Origin of the sequence: Streptomyces sp. 3330 (genome assembly GCF_031456635.1) — a bacterium.
Lineage (GTDB): Bacteria > Actinomycetota > Actinomycetes > Streptomycetales > Streptomycetaceae > Streptomyces.
In genome coordinates this window covers 63,360-77,511 of the sequence record NZ_JAVDVA010000014.1, presented here as the reverse complement: position 1 = coordinate 77,511, position 14,152 = coordinate 63,360, and the positions used below count along the sequence as shown (strand labels likewise).

General features: G+C 74.1%; 10 protein-coding genes and 1 pseudogene. 6 read left to right on the top strand and 5 right to left on the bottom strand.

Features of this window, described 5'->3' with window-relative positions; translation table 11 throughout:
* Positions 1–27: 27 nt before the first annotated feature.
* Complete coding sequence (locus tag J2X68_RS23240; RefSeq protein ID WP_399040611.1) at positions 28–951, top strand: YbhN family protein; 924 nt, start codon at positions 28–30, stop codon at positions 949–951.
* 24 nt (positions 952–975) lie between these two features.
* Here J2X68_RS23240 and J2X68_RS23235 read toward each other — a convergent pair whose 3' ends face one another.
* The 3 genes from J2X68_RS23235 to J2X68_RS23225 are packed head-to-tail and all read right to left on the bottom strand — an operon-like array spanning position 976 to position 5,014.
* On the bottom strand, positions 976–2,217 hold the full coding sequence (locus J2X68_RS23235; protein ID WP_310434475.1) for an FAD-dependent oxidoreductase: 1,242 nt from the start codon (positions 2,215–2,217) through the stop codon (positions 976–978).
* A complete protein-coding gene (locus J2X68_RS23230; protein ID WP_310434474.1) occupies positions 2,214–3,578 on the bottom strand; it encodes an FAD-dependent oxidoreductase in 1,365 nt (454 codons plus the stop codon). The genes J2X68_RS23235 and J2X68_RS23230 overlap by 4 nt, the downstream gene beginning before the upstream one ends.
* Positions 3,575–5,014 (bottom strand): FGGY family carbohydrate kinase, encoded by a 1,440-nt coding sequence (locus tag J2X68_RS23225; protein WP_310434473.1) that lies wholly within the window; start codon positions 5,012–5,014, stop codon positions 3,575–3,577. The genes J2X68_RS23230 and J2X68_RS23225 overlap by 4 nt, the downstream gene beginning before the upstream one ends.
* 309 nt (positions 5,015–5,323) lie before the next feature.
* Here J2X68_RS23225 and J2X68_RS23220 point away from each other — a divergent pair, with 309 nt between their 5' ends.
* From J2X68_RS23220 to J2X68_RS23210, 3 genes are all read left to right on the top strand, one after another.
* Positions 5,324–6,319: a hypothetical protein gene (locus J2X68_RS23220; RefSeq protein ID WP_310434472.1), complete on the top strand. Its 996-nt coding sequence runs from the start codon at positions 5,324–5,326 to the stop codon at positions 6,317–6,319.
* 91 nt (positions 6,320–6,410) lie between these two features.
* Entirely contained in the window at positions 6,411–7,961 is a 1,551-nt protein-coding gene (locus J2X68_RS23215; protein WP_310434471.1) for an amino acid permease, read from the top strand.
* 199 nt (positions 7,962–8,160) lie between these two features.
* Positions 8,161–9,258 carry a mechanosensitive ion channel family protein gene (locus tag J2X68_RS23210; RefSeq protein WP_310434470.1) on the top strand — a complete coding sequence of 366 codons (1,098 nt, stop codon included), beginning with the start codon at positions 8,161–8,163 and terminating at the stop codon, positions 9,256–9,258.
* 28 nt (positions 9,259–9,286) lie between these two features.
* Here the strand turns inward: J2X68_RS23210 and J2X68_RS23205 are convergent.
* Positions 9,287–9,617: pseudogene (locus tag J2X68_RS23205) on the bottom strand (M1 family peptidase); the annotation flags it as partial.
* A 473-nt stretch (positions 9,618–10,090) separates the two neighbouring features.
* Here J2X68_RS23205 and J2X68_RS23200 point away from each other — a divergent pair.
* Both J2X68_RS23200 and J2X68_RS23195 read left to right on the top strand, forming a co-directional pair.
* Positions 10,091–12,310 carry an NADP-dependent isocitrate dehydrogenase gene (locus J2X68_RS23200; protein WP_310434469.1) on the top strand — a complete coding sequence of 740 codons (2,220 nt, stop codon included), beginning with the start codon at positions 10,091–10,093 and terminating at the stop codon, positions 12,308–12,310.
* 217 nt (positions 12,311–12,527) lie between these two features.
* A complete protein-coding gene (locus J2X68_RS23195; protein ID WP_310434468.1) occupies positions 12,528–13,370 on the top strand; it encodes an N-formylglutamate amidohydrolase in 843 nt (280 codons plus the stop codon).
* A gap of 269 nt (positions 13,371–13,639) precedes the next feature.
* Here the strand turns inward: J2X68_RS23195 and J2X68_RS23190 are convergent, their stop codons facing one another.
* Entirely contained in the window at positions 13,640–14,146 is a 507-nt protein-coding gene (locus J2X68_RS23190; protein WP_310434625.1) for a hypothetical protein, read from the bottom strand.
* Positions 14,147–14,152: the final 6 nt, after the last annotated feature.

Sequence of the window (14,152 nt, the reverse complement as noted above, 5' to 3'; positions counted from 1 at the left end):
GTCCCCCCGGGCAGGCCCGTCCGGCGTGTGCCGGTGCGTCAGATCCTGTGTCTGCTGCCGCTCCTGCTCGTCACCGTGGTCGCGGTGCGGAACCGGTCCGTACTCGCCGAGGGCTTCGCGCAGTTGCGGAGCGCGCAGTGGCCCTGGCTGCTGGCCGCGGTCGGCGCGACCTGCCTGACATGGGTGGCGGCGGCCGTCACCCGGCAGGGCGCGGTGGTGGAGCGGCTGCCCGGACGGCGGCTGCTGGCCGCGCAGTTCGCGGCCGGAGCGGCCAACCACCTGCTGCCGACCGGGCTGGGCGCGAGCGCGGTCAACCTGCGTTTCATGACCGTGTGCGGGGTGCCTCTGGCCCGCTCCTCCGCCGCCCTCGCGCTGTATCTGCTGGCGGAGGGCGTGGCCCGGGTGGGTCTGCTGGCCGTGCTGCTGCTCGCCTTCCCCGACGCGCTGCGGCTCGGCTCCCTGCTGCCCGCAGGCGCGTTCGGTCCGCTGCTGTTCGGGCTCGGGGCGGCCGTGCTGGTGGTGGCGGCCGCGCTGGCCCTCGTCCGGCGGCTGCGGTCGGCGGTCGTCTCCTTCCTGCGCACCGCGCTCGGCGAGGCGCGCTCGGTGCACTCCCGCCCGGCCCGGGCCCTGGCCCTGTGGGGCGGCTCGCTGGCGTTCCCGGTGCTCCAGGCGGCCGGTCTGGCCGCGGTGGGGCAGGCGTTGGGGCTGCCGGTGCCGGTGGCGCACATGGCGGTGGCGTACCTGGCGGCGACGGTGGCGGTCGCGCTGGTCCCGACGCCGGGCGGGATCGGTTCGGTGGAGGCGGCGCTGATCGTGGCGCTGGTGGCGGCGGGCGGTCCGGTGGCGGTGGCCACGGCCGTGGTGCTCGGCTACCGGATCATCACGGTGTGGCTGCCGCTGGTGCCGGGGGCGCTGACGCTCGGCGCGCTGGTGCGGATGAAGGTCATCTGAGGCACCGGCGGGCCCGCGGCGGCCTCACGGGCGGACGCTCACGCGGACGGGACCTTCCCGCGGGTCGACGCGGTGGGTCCAGTCGGCCGGCAGACGCAGGGTGCGGTGCGGCAGGACGGCCGTCCACCGTCGTTCCCGGTGCAGCACGCGCCCGTTCTGGGTGACCAGCAGGACGGGGCGGGCCAGTCGCGTGGCGGTGCGCAGGACGTAGGGGAGCCGGTCCCCCGGGGTGACGCGGTTCGGGGCGATCCAGCGCAGGGGCGGGTCCACGAGGAGCGGGACGGCGTCGGCGCGTCCGGCGTCCGCGAGGCGACCGGCGTCCGCGAGGTGGTCGAGGACGGCGCCGGCGGCGTGGACGCCCTCACGGACCGCGGTCGCCGCGCTCTCCACGGCGTGCAGCACGCTGCCGACGGCGAAGACGCCGGGGCGTGAGGTGCGCAGCGTGCCGTCGACGGCCGGGCCGCGGGTGCCGGCGTCCAGGGCGAGTCCGCCGCGCCGGGCCAGTTCGTGGTCGGGGACGAAGTCGCCGGTGAACACGACGGTGTCGCAGGGCAGTACGGCGGTACGGCCGTCACGGTGCCGTACCCGCACCCCCGACAGGCGTCCGCGGCCCAGCAGTTCGGTGACCGTGGCGCCGGTCAGGAGCGGAGTGCCGTGGCGCAGCCGGGAGTCCGCGGCCCGGGTCAGGGTGGTCTGCGGGCCGGGCAGTCCGGTGAGCATCGCCACGACCGTGGCGCCGGCGGCCCGTACGGTGCCGGCGGCGGCGTACGAGACGTCCTGCGCGCCGACCACCACCGCGCGCGTGCCGATCCGCTGGCCGTAGAGGTGCACGGCCTGCTGGAGTTCGCCGGTGGTGTAGACGCCGGCCGGGCGGGTGCCGGGCACCAGCCGGGCCGCACGGGGGCGTTCGCGGGCGCCGGTGGCCAGGACGACCGCCCGCGCGGTGACCGTCCCGGGCCCGTCGGCGCCGAGGGTGTGCAGGGCCAGCGGGCCGGCCCAGTCGAGGGCCGTCACACCGGTGCGGACGCTCGCCCCGGCCTGCCGGGCCGCGGTGACCAGCAGCCGGGCGTACGCGGGGCCGGTGAGGGGATGCAGCAGGGTGCCGTAGCCGCCGTGCGCGCTGTGCCGCGGCGCTCCCCCGGCCCGTGGCTCCCGGTCCAGCACCTCGACGCGGCCCGCTCCGGCGGCGGCGAGCCGGGCGGCGGTCGCGAGGCCCGCGGGGCCCGCGCCGACGACCAGGACGTCCACCCGGTGTTCCGCGGTCATGTCCGGTCCTCCTCCAGCAGGGCCCGCACGGCCGCCCCGCAGTGGAAACCCTGGCAGCGTCCGGCGCGGGCCCGGGTGCGGCGGCGCAGTCCTTCGAGGGTGCGGGGCGGGATCGGCTGGGCGAGGGCGTCACGGATCGCGCCCAGGGAGACGCGTTCGCAGTGGCAGACGAGGACGCCGTACTCGGGGCCGGTCGCCCGCCGGTCCGCCCGGACCGGCCGCAGCGCGCGCACCGGTCCCGGGTCGAGGCCGGTCTCGGTCTCGAGCAGTTCGACGACGTGGGCGGCGATGGCGAGGGACGCGGTCAGACCGGTGGAGCGGATCCCGCCGACGGTGACACAGGCCCGGCCGGGGTGGGCGGTGATGCGGTAGTCGTCGTGCTCGGTGGCGGCGCGCAGTCCCGCGTAGACGGCGGTGACCTCCTCGTCGAGGAGCCGGGGCAGGATGCGGCGGCCCTGCGCGCGCAGCCCCGCGAGGCCGTCGGCCGTGGAGTGCGTGGCCCGTCTGTCGTCCAGGTCCTCGGCGGTGGGGCCGAGCAGGACGTTGCCGTACACGGTGGGGGCGACCAGGACGCCCTTGCCGAGGGCCGTGGGCACGGGCAGCAGGATGTGGCGGACGAGCGCGCGGGCGAACGTGTCGAAGACGATGAGCTGGCCGCGGCGCGGGGTGACGGTGAAGTCGTCGTGGCCGAGCATCCGGTCGAGCGTGTCGGCGTGCAGACCGGCCGCGTTGACCAGGAAGCGGGAGCGCAGGGCGCCCCGGCCGGTGCCGATCACATACGTGTCGCCCTGCCGGTCCACGTGCCGGACAGGGGAGCCGAGGTGCAGGTCCACCCCGTGCCGCACGGCCTGGGTGGCGTACGCCAGCGGGGTCGTCCAGGGACAGACGACGCTCTCGCCCGGCACGTGCAGGGCGCCGAGCGCTCCGGGTCCCAAGTGCGGTTCGCGCGCGTAGAGTTCGTCGGCGCCGAGCAGGCGCGCGTCGTTGTACTCGTTGCGTGCGGCCTTCTCCGCCAGGCCGGGCAGCGCGGCGAGCTGCTCCTCGTCCCAGGCCACGAGCAGCGCGCCGACCGGTTCGAGGGGGATGCCGGACTCGGCGGCGTACGCGGCGAGCAGGGCTGCGCCCTCGCGGACCAGGCGGGCCTCCAGCGAGCCGGGCACCGCGTCGAAACCGGTGTGCAGGATCGCGGTGTTGGCCTTGGAGGTGCCCTGGCCGACGTCGTCCTGGGCCTCGACGAGGGCGACCTTCAGACGGGGCCGGCGGGCCAGTTCGCGGGCGACGGCGCAGCCGACGACTCCGGCGCCGACGATCGCGACGTCGTAGGGGGCCGTGGGCAGCGGTCCCTCGGCGGTCACCGTCACGCCGGCTCCCTCTCCAGCAACGTGCCGACGGCGGCCCGGAATTCGCCCAGCCGGCGCGCCGCCTCGGCCGCCGGGACCCGGGGCTCGTACACGGCCGAGGGCCTGCCGTCGGGCAGCGCGTCGGCGACGCTCAGACCGGGGGTGACGCCGAGGCGGGCCAGGGCGCCCGCGCCGAGGGCGGTCGCGTCGGTCAGCGGGGACACCTCGACGGGACACTGCGCCAGGTCGGCCTGGGTCTGCATGAGCAGGGCCGAGCGGGTCAGCCCGCCGTCGACCCGCAGGGTGGACACGGGCGTGCCGAGGTCGGCCGCCACGGCCTCGGCCAGCGCCACGATCTGTGCGGCCAGACCCTCGCACAGGGCGCGCACCAGGTGCCCCGGGGCGGTGTCCAGGCCGAGTCCGGTGAGGGAGCCGCGCAGGTCGCCGCGCCACCAGGGGGCGGCGAGTCCGGCGAGGGCGGGGACGAAGGTGACGCCGCCGCTGTCGGGCACGGTGGCGCCGACCGTGTCGAGGTCGGCGGCGCCCCCGATGACACCGAGGCCGGTGAGCCAGCGGACGGCGGAGGCGGCGGTGTACACCTGGCCGTCGAGGCAGTAGGCGGTGCGTCCGCCGAGCCGCCAGGCGACGCAGCCGACCAGCCCGGAGGCGCTGCGGCGGGCCGTGCCGCCGGTGGGGGCGAGGAGGAACGCCCCGGTGCCGTAGGTGCATTTGGCGACGCCCGGGGTGGTGACGCGCTGGGCGAGCAGGGCGGCCTGCTGGTCGACGACGAGGCCGGTGAGCGGGATCTGCGGGCCGAAGGCGCGGGTCGTGCCCACCGGCCGGGCGTTGTCGACGATGTCCGGGAGCCGTTCGCCGGACAGTCCGTAGAGGTCGAGGGCGCGCGGCGACCACCGTGTGCGGTCCAGGTCGAGCAGCTGGGTGCGGCCCGCGGTGGCGGCGTCGGTGACATAGGCGCCGGTGAGCCGGTGGACGAGCCAGGAGTCGCTGGTGGTGACGACTCCCTCGGTGGTGAGGTGACGGCGGATCCAGGCCATCTTGGGGGCGGCGAAGTACGGGTCCAGCGGCAAACCGGTCAGGTGGTTCAACTCGTCTGCGTGTGAAGCGAGTTCGGCGCAGACCGAGGCGGCCCGGCGGTCCTGCCAGACGAGGGCGTCGGTGAGCGGGCGGCCCGTGGCCGGGTCCCAGGCGAGGACGGTCTCGCCCTGGTTGGCGAGGCCGAGGGCCACGACGGGTTCGCGGGCCTCGGCCAGGGCCCGGCGGCCGGCGGCGACGACCGATTCGTAGAGCGCTTCGGGGTCCACCTCGGCCAGTCCGCCGGACGGGTAGCGGGGGTGCACGGCGGCGAACCCGGCGCCGATCACGCCGCGTTCGGGGCAGATCACCAGGGCCTTGGTGCCGGAGGTGCCCTGGTCGACGGCGAGCACCGGACCCGTCATCGTGGCCTCCCTCGGTGATCGCTCGGATGATCACCGAGCGACAGCCTGCCGTCGGGTCCCGGCTTCCGTCAAGGGGCCCCCGACCAGCGGCGACCGGACCTCGTTGACTGGCTGACGGCCAGTCACATCAGTTGTGCAAAAGGAGAGTTGGATCGAGCGAGAAACGAGTGTGAGGGGTTGGCGCCGCCTCTATAGTGACGGCCGACCGACGCGATCTCCCCGTCCGCCGCTCGACCCACCGCCCTGAGGAGGGCTGTTGTCACTCCACCCTGCCGTCGTGCCGCCGCCGTGCCCGCGGGCGGGTGGCTGATGGCGCGGGACGGAGCGCGGCCCGCGTACGACCCCGCCGGGCCCGACGGCGACCTGCGGGCCGCTCTCCAGGAGGTCCGCACCGGGCGCTGGCTGTCGATGCGCGTCCTCCTGGAGCACACCACGGCGTGGTGGCAGTGGACGCGGCGCACCCAGGTGCTGGCGGCCGCGGCGGCCGGCACGGACGTGGTGCGGGCCTGGCTCGCGGAGGAGCCGCACAGCGTGCCGGCCACGGTGATGCAGGCCCGGGTCGCCGTCGAGCGGGCCCTGCGGGCGCATCGCGAGCGCCGTCTGCGGGCGCACGAGCTGTGGATCGAGGCCTGGGACCTGAGCCAGTGCGCGGCCCGGACGGCGCCGGAGGACCCGGTGCCGTGGGTGTGTCTGCTGGCGCTGGCCCAGCTGGACCGCGAGCTGCTGTGGGAGGAGCACCGGGCGGCGCCGCCCGAGCCGGGTCTCCCCCCGGGCCCGTGGGGGCTGCTGGACGAGGCCGGCCGGCGTGACCCGCACAACCGCGAGGCGCACCACCGCATGCTCCAGTTCCTGTACACGCAGGCGGGTTCCGGGCGGCTGGCCGGGGCCGCGGGCTTCGCCCAGCTGGTCGCCGACACCGCCCCGCCGGGATCCGCGCTGCACGTCCTGCCGCTGTACGTCCGGGCGGAGCGCTACCGGCGCGGCGACGGGCGCGCCGCCGCCCTCGACCTGCACTGGGTGGCCGAGGAGGCGACCCGGGAGGCGCTGCGGGCCCGGGAGGGGTGGTTCGACCGCGCCGGTCCCGACGAGCGCTCGCCGCTCGACCTCAACCACCTCGCGCACGCCCTGTGGGGTGCGCACCGCTTCGCCGACGCGGCCGAGGTGTTCGACGCGATCGGCCCGTACTGCACGCCGCTCCCCTGGGCCTACCGCGTCGCGGCCCCGGGCGGTCACGCCGAGGCCGTGCAGGTGTTCCTCCAGGCCCGTACGCGCAGCCGGTCCCCGGCGCGGGGGCCCGGCTCCTGAGGCCGTCCGCGTCCCCGCGCGCGCCCCCCTCCCTTCCCTCCCCCGTGCTCCTGCCCGGCCCCCCGTCCCCGGACCCCCTCGGAGGTTTGTCATGTCCAGCATCCCCGACCCCGCGGCCCTGCCCGCCTTACCCGCCTTACCCGCCGTGTCCGGTCCCGACGAGGAACAGCGGCTGCGCGAACTCGGCTACCGGCCGGTGCTGGCCCGCCGGATGGGCGGGTTCGGCAACTTCGCGATCAGCTTCTCCGTGATCTCGATCCTGTCCGGCTGCATGACCCTGTACGGCTTCGGCATGGGCGCGGGCGGACCCGCGGTGATGCTCTGGGGCTGGGCGGGCGTCGGTCTGTTCGTGCTCTGCGTCGGGCTCGCGCTGGCCGAGGTCACCAGCGCCTATCCGACGTCCGGCGCCCTCTACTACATGGCCGACCGGCTCGGCGGCCGGCGCTGGGGCTGGTACACCGGCTGGCTGAACCTGCTCGGCCTGCTGGGCGCGATCGCCGGCATCGACTACGGGGCGGCGCTGTTCGTGGGCGCGTTCGGCCATCTGCGCTGGGGCTTCGAGCCGACGCCGGAGAAGACGATGCTGATCTTCGTGGCGATCCTGCTGCTGCACGCCGTGCTGAACCTGTTCGGCGTCCGCCTGGTCAGCGTCCTCAACTCCGTCTCCGTCTGGTGGCATCTGGCCGGGGTGGCGCTGATCGTCGGCGCCCTGTGGATCGTCCCGGACCACCACCGGTCGCCGTCCTTCGTGTTCACCGAGTTCGTCAACGACACCGGCTGGCACCACCCGGTGTACGTGGCCGCGATCGGGCTGCTGCTGGCCCAGTACACGTTCTCCGGGTACGACGCCTCGGCCCATCTGTCCGAGGAGACCTCCAACGCCTCGGTGGCGGCGGCCAAGGGCATCGTGCGGTCCATCTGGGTGTCGTGGATCGCGGGCTTCGCGCTGCTGGCGGGGCTGACCTTCGCCATCCAGGACTACGCGGCCACCCGCGCCACCGACACCGGTGTGCCGCCCGCGCAGATCCTCCTCGACGGGCTCGGCACGAACGGCGCGAGCGCGCTGCTGCTCGTGGTGATCACCGCCCAGTTGTTCTGCGGGAACGCCGAGGTCGCCGCCGCCAGCCGCATGGTCTTCGCGTTCAGCCGGGACCGGGCCCTGCCGGGCTCGGACCTGTGGCGCAAGGTCAGCAGCCGTACCCAGACGCCGGTCGCGGCCGTATGGCTGTCGGTGGTGGTAGCGGGCGTGCTCGCGCTGCCGTCCCTGTACTCGGCCACGGCGTACGGCGCGGTCACCGCCATCAACGTCATCGGCATCACGCCCGCGTACGCCATCCCGGTGCTGCTGCGGCTGCGCGCCGGGGACCGTTTCCGGCCGGGACCGTGGCATCTGGGCCGCTGGAGCCGCCCGGTCGGGTGGATCGCCGTGGTGTGGGTGGCCTGTGTGACGGTCCTGTTCTGCCTGCCCCAGTCGTCGCCGGTGACGGTGGACACGATGAACTACGCGTCCGTGGCCCTGGCCGCCGTACTGCTCCTCGCCACCGTGTGGTGGTACGTGGCCCGCCGTTCGTACGGGACGCCCACCACCGCGGCCTACGGATCGGACCGCGAGCAGGCCGAACTGGCCGAGGGAATCGTCTGAGCTGCAGGATCCCGCCACCGCGACCGGATCCTCGGGTACGAACTCCCGTGCCGGATACGGCAGGATGAGCGGTCGCGCCCGGTGCGAACGGCGGGCGCGACCGCACATCCCGGAACCGAACAGGTGACATCGTGACGAGACTTCACATCCGGCCGTCGGCGGCCACGAGTGCCGCGGACCGACTTCCCGGAGGTGACCGGTGAACCGCGCCCTGACCCTGGACGACGGAGCCATCGCCGGAATCGCTCTGGCCGCCGGCCTGTTGGCCGCCTTCCTGTCCCGCACGCTGCTGCGCTGGCTGGCGAAGCACGCCAAGCGCACGAAGTGGAGCGGCGACGACGTCGTCGTGGACGCGCTGCGCACCGTGGTGCCGTGGTCGATGATCGCCGCCGGCGCGGCGGCCGCGGCCGCGGTGCTGCCGCTGACGAAGGCCGTCCAGCACACCGCCAACCAGAGCCTGACGGTGCTGCTGATCTTCGTGGTGACCGTGTCCGCGGCGCGGGTCGTCGCCGGGCTCGTGCAGTCGGTGACCTCCTCGCGCTCCGGGGTCGCCGGATCGGCCACGATCTTCGTGAACATCACCCGGATCCTGGTCCTGGCCATCGGCTTCCTGGTGGTGCTCCAGACGCTGGGGATCTCCATAGCGCCGCTGCTCACCGCCCTGGGCGTCGGCGGTCTGGCCGTCGCGCTGGCCCTCCAGGACACCCTCGCGAACCTGTTCGCGGGCATCCACATCCTGGCCTCCAAGACGGTCCAGCCCGGTGACTACATCAAGCTGAGCAGCGGTGAGGAGGGCTATGTCGAGGACATCAACTGGCGTCAGACGACCGTGCGCGCCCTCTCCAACAACCTCGTCGTGATCCCCAACGGGCAGCTCGCCAAGACGAACATGACGAACTACATGCGTCCCGAGCAGCAGTTGACGATCCTCGTGCAGGTGGGCGTGGCCTACGACAGCGACCTGGAGCATGTGGAACGGGTGACCTCGGAGGTCATCGCGGAGGTCATGACCGGCGTCGACGGCGCGCTTCCGGACCACGAACCCGCCATCCGCTTCCACACCTTCGGCGACTCGCGGATCGGCTTCACGGTGATCCTGGGCGTCGGCGAGTTCAGCGACCAGTACCGGATCAAGCACGAGTTCATCAAGCGGCTGCACCGCCGTTACCGCCAGGAGGGCATCCGGATCCCGGCGCCGGCCCGCACGGTGGCGCTGCAGTCGGGGACGGTCGTCATCCCGCAGCAGCGGACCGGCGACGACCTCGTGCAGGGCGGGATGGCAGCCCTGCACGACTGACGGCGGGCCAAGGACGTCGGCCGCGAGGTCAGAGCGTGGCGGAGTTCTCGTGCCGACGCGCGTCCGCCGGCCGGCGCGGGGCGGTGAGGGCCGGCGTCACCGGGGTCACCGTCCAGTCCGGATGGCCGGGCATCCTCGGTGTCGTCGTGCCGTACAGCCAGTCCCGCAGGAAGCCGGACACGTGCTGTCCGCAAGTGTGCGAGGCGACGGCGATGTAGTACTCGGTCGACGGCGATGTAGTCCTCGGTCGACGCCGAGGAGTCGCGGTGGCGGGCCAGGAAGGCCCGCTCGACCGCGTGGAAGGCGTCCTCGCCGATGAGCTGCCGCAGGGCGTACAGGACGAGGACGCCACCCAGGTAGTGCGCAGCTCCAGGGTCGCCGTGGCGTCGACCAGAGCGGTCGCGGGGTCGTAGGAGAGGTTCAGGTGGTGGGCGCCGACGCGGTAGCCGTGGTTGCCCAGGGCCGGGAAGACGGGGTCGCCGAGGGTCTCGGCCCCCGCCCCCGGGACGTCACCGGGCCCGGCGCCGGCGTCCGCGGAGGCCGTGCCCCCCCCCCCCCGGCCAGGACTGCCGTCGTGCCGATCAGCGCGGCCACCGGGGCCGTCACTCTGCCGCGCTATCTCATGGTCCGCTTTCGCTGGGGCGGCCGGGCGGTCGGTCCGGCCGCCGGACGGGGTCGACGATCTGCCCGCACGACCACCGAAACGGCCGTTCCGGTTGCCCCGGCGGAACATCCGGACATCCCGGGGCGCGGGGAGACCCCTGTCGAGCCGACGCCGGTCACGAGATATCTTGATGTCGAGCAATGTTGCAGACGTGGAGCGGAGCACCCGGTGACTGACTCGACCATCATCTATACGCACACTGACGAGGCCCCGGCCCTGGCGACGTATTCCTTCCTGCCGGTGGTCCAGGCGTACGCCTCGCAGGCGGGTGTCGCCGTCCAGACGCGGGACATCTCACTGGCCGGGCGGATCATCGCCGTGTTCCCGGAGTACCTGACCGAGGACCAGCGGATCCCGGACGCGCTGAGCGAGCTCGGTGAGCTGGCCAAGACGCCCGAGGCCAACATCATCAAGCTGCCGAACATCTCGGCGTCCATCCCGCAGCTCAAGGCCGCGGTCGCCGAGCTGCAGGCGCAGGGCTACGCGCTGCCGGCCTACCCGGACGACCCGAAGACCGACGAGGAGCGGGACATCCAGGCCCGCTACGACAAGGTCAAGGGCTCCGCCGTGAACCCGGTCCTGCGCGAGGGCAACTCCGACCGCCGCGCCCCCGCGTCGGTCAAGAACTACGCGAAGACCCACCCGCACCGCATGGGCGCCTGGTCGCCGGAGTCCAAGACCAACGTCGCCACCATGGGCGTGGACGACTTCCGCTCCACCGAGAAGTCGGTCGTGATCTCCGAGGCCGGCTCCCTGCGGATCGAGCTGGTCGGCGACGACGGCTCCACCCAGGTGCTGCGCGAGTCCGTCCCGGTCCTCGAGGGCGAGGTCGTCGACGCCTCCGTCCTGCACGTCGCGCCGCTGCGTGAGTTCCTCACCGCGCAGATCGCCCGGGCCAAGGCCGAGGGCGTGCTGTTCTCCGTGCACCTCAAGGCCACGATGATGAAGGTCTCCGACCCGATCATCTTCGGCCACGTCGTGCGTGCCTTCTTCCCGAAGACCTTCGCGCAGTACGGCCAGGTGCTCGCCGCGGCCGGCCTGACCCCGAACGACGGTCTGGGCGGCATCTACAAGGGCCTGGAGTCCCTGCCGGAGGGCGCCGAGATCAAGGCCTCCTTCGACGCCGAGCTCGCCGAGGGCCCGGCGCTGGCCATGGTCGACTCCGACAAGGGCATCACCAACCTGCACGTGCCGTCCGACGTGATCGTCGACGCCTCGATGCCGGCCATGATCCGCACCTCCGGCCACATGTGGGGCCCGGACGGCCAGGAGGCCGACACCCTCGCGGTGCTGCCGGACTCCTCCTACTCCGGCGTCTACCAGGCCGTGCTCGACGACTGCCGCGCCCACGGCGCCTACGACCCGTCGACCATGGGCTCCGTCCCGAACGTCGGCCTCATGGCGCAGAAGGCCGAGGAGTACGGCAGCCACGACAAGACCTTCGAGATCCCGACCACCGGCACGGTCCGTCTCGTCGACCAGGCCGGCAACGCGCTGATCGAGCAGACGGTCTCCGCCGGCGACATCTTCCGCGCCTGCCAGACCAAGGACGCCCCGATCAAGGACTGGGTGAAGCTCGCCGTCACCCGCGCCCGCGCCACCGGCAGCCCGGCCGTGTTCTGGCTGGACGAGACCCGCGCCCACGACGCCAACCTGATCGCCAAGGTCAACGCGTACCTGCCGGAGCACGACACCGAGGGCCTGGACATCCGGATCCTCAACCCGGTCGAGGCGACCAAGCTGTCGGTGGAGCGCATCCGCCGCGGCGAGGACACCATCTCCGTCACCGGCAACGTGCTGCGCGACTACCTGACCGACCTGTTCCCGATCCTGGAGCTGGGCACCAGCGCCAAGATGCTGTCGGTCGTCCCGCTGATGGCGGGCGGCGGCCTGTTCGAGACGGGCGCCGGCGGCTCCGCGCCGAAGCACGTCCAGCAGCTGGTCAGGGAGAACTACCTGCGCTGGGACTCCCTGGGCGAGTTCTTCGCGCTCGTGCCGTCCTTCGAGCAGTACGCCGAGTTCACCGGCAACACCCGCGCCAAGGTCCTGGCCGACACGCTCGACCGCGCCACGGCCACCTTCCTGAACGAGGACAAGTCCCCGACCCGTCGCGTCGGCGGCATCGACAACCGCGGCAGCCACTTCTACCTGTCCCTGTACTGGGCGCAGGAGCTGGCCGCGCAGACCGACGACGCGGACCTGGCCAAGGCCTTCGGCCCGCTCGCCGAGACCCTCGCGGCGAACGAGCGGACCATCGTCGACGAGCTGAACGCCGTCCAGGGCAAGCCCGCCGACATCGGCGGCTACTACCAGCCCGACCCGGCGAAGGCGGCGGCGTTCATGCGCCCGTCGACCACCTGGAACGAGGCCCTGGCGTCCCTGAGCTGACGCACCGGAACTCCCACCTCCGCCCCGGCCGGGCCTCTCCCGGCCGGGGCGGTCGTGTGTCCGGCGGGCGGTCGTCCCCGGTCGCCACGTCCCCGGCCCCGTCCCCCGTCGGCCGTCCCCCCGCCCGCCGTCCCTCGTCCGCCGTCCCCATTTCGCCTGCGCCCGTGACGGCAGCGGCCGTGCAGATCACCCGGCGGGTCGGTGTGGCATCTTGATCATGCGCCACGCCACCGACAACGTCCCCGGGAGCAGCCTCGTGACCCCTGCCGCACCGTCGTCCTTCTCCTTCCTCCCCGGCGCCGCCGACTCACCGGTGATCCTCCATGTGCCGCACTCGGCGCGGGAGATACCGGCCGGGGTGCGGGCGGACATCGTGCTGGACGACGCGGCGCTGGAGCGGGAGCTGGACCACATCACCGACTCCCACACCGCCGAGATCGCCGAGGCGGCGGCCCGGCTGGCGGGAGTGACGCCCTGGCGGTTCGTGAACCGGCTGTCGCGGCTGGTCGTCGATCCGGAGCGGTTCCCGGACGAGCGCGAGGAGATGCGGGCCGTCGGCATGGGGGCCGTGTACACCCGGACCACGCACCGCGAGGTGCTGCGGTCGCCGGGCACCGACCCCGAGCCGCTCGTCGCCCGCTACTTCCGGCCGTACGCGCAGGCGATGACCGACGCCGTCGCCGAGCGGCTGGCGGCCGTCGGACGGGCCGTGGTCGTCGATGTCCACTCCTACCCCGCGAAGCCGCTGCCCTACGAGCTGCACGGCGAGGGACCGCGCCCGCCGGTCTGCCTCGGCACCGACGCCTTCCACACGCCGCCGGAGCTGCTCGCCGCCGCGCGGAAGGCGTTCGGGGAGGCGGTCGCGGAGATCGGGCTCGACAGCCCGTTCGCCGGGGCGTACGTGCCCCTGGCGCACTACGGGAAGGAGCCGCGGGTGAGCGCGCTGATGGTGGAGATCCGGCGGGACACGTACATGACCGAGCCGGGCGGACCGGCCGGACCGGGGCTCACCCGCCTCGCCTCGGCGCTCGCGGCCCTCGTGGACGCCGTCACCCGCTGACCCCGCACCCGCCGCCGCCCCGACCGGCCGCCGGAACCCGGCGACGGCGGACGACGCCACGGAGGAGACCGCCCGGCCGATCGGCCGCCGCACCCGGCGCCGGCGTGTCCTCGGGGACATGCCGCCGGTCGGCTGCCGGGCCGCGGCCCGTCGTCGGGGACGACCGGGCCGCCGCACGGCGGAGCACCGCCGTCCGGAGGCCGCCGAGCCCCGTCCCTCGCCTCCGGCGCCTCTCGGTGGCGGCCCCGGCGGTCCCCGGACCGTGGGTGTCAGGCCCGCAGCCACTCCGTCACGACGACCTCCGCCGCGGTGCGCAGCCGCAGGGCGAACGGGCCGCCGGGAGGCGCGTCGCAGGCGAAGCGCCCCATGTCGTCGGCGGTGAGCGAGGCGCCCGCCCGTGGGCCGTGCAGCACCTCGATCGAGGCCGTCTGGGGCGGCAGCAGCTGACCCATCAGCCCCTCGTCGGTCACCTCCACGTCGACCGTCAGACCGCCCGTGTGGAAGGTCAGCATGCGGGGCACGTCCACCGCTCCCCGGACCGGGATGGCGTCGACCAACGAGTCGAACGTCAGCTCAGCGATCCGCGCGTCCAGGTCGTGCAGCGCGTAGGCCTCGATGGCGGCCCGCCGCAGCTCGGCGGGGACCGGGTCCAGGATGGCGGCTGCCTGGCGGAGCTCCTCCTCCAGCCGGTCGTGGTCGAACTCCTCGTCGACGAAGGGGACTTCGCCGAAGAAGTCGTCCTGCTCCTCGTCGTTCCTGCCGTTCCTGCCGTTCATGCCGTT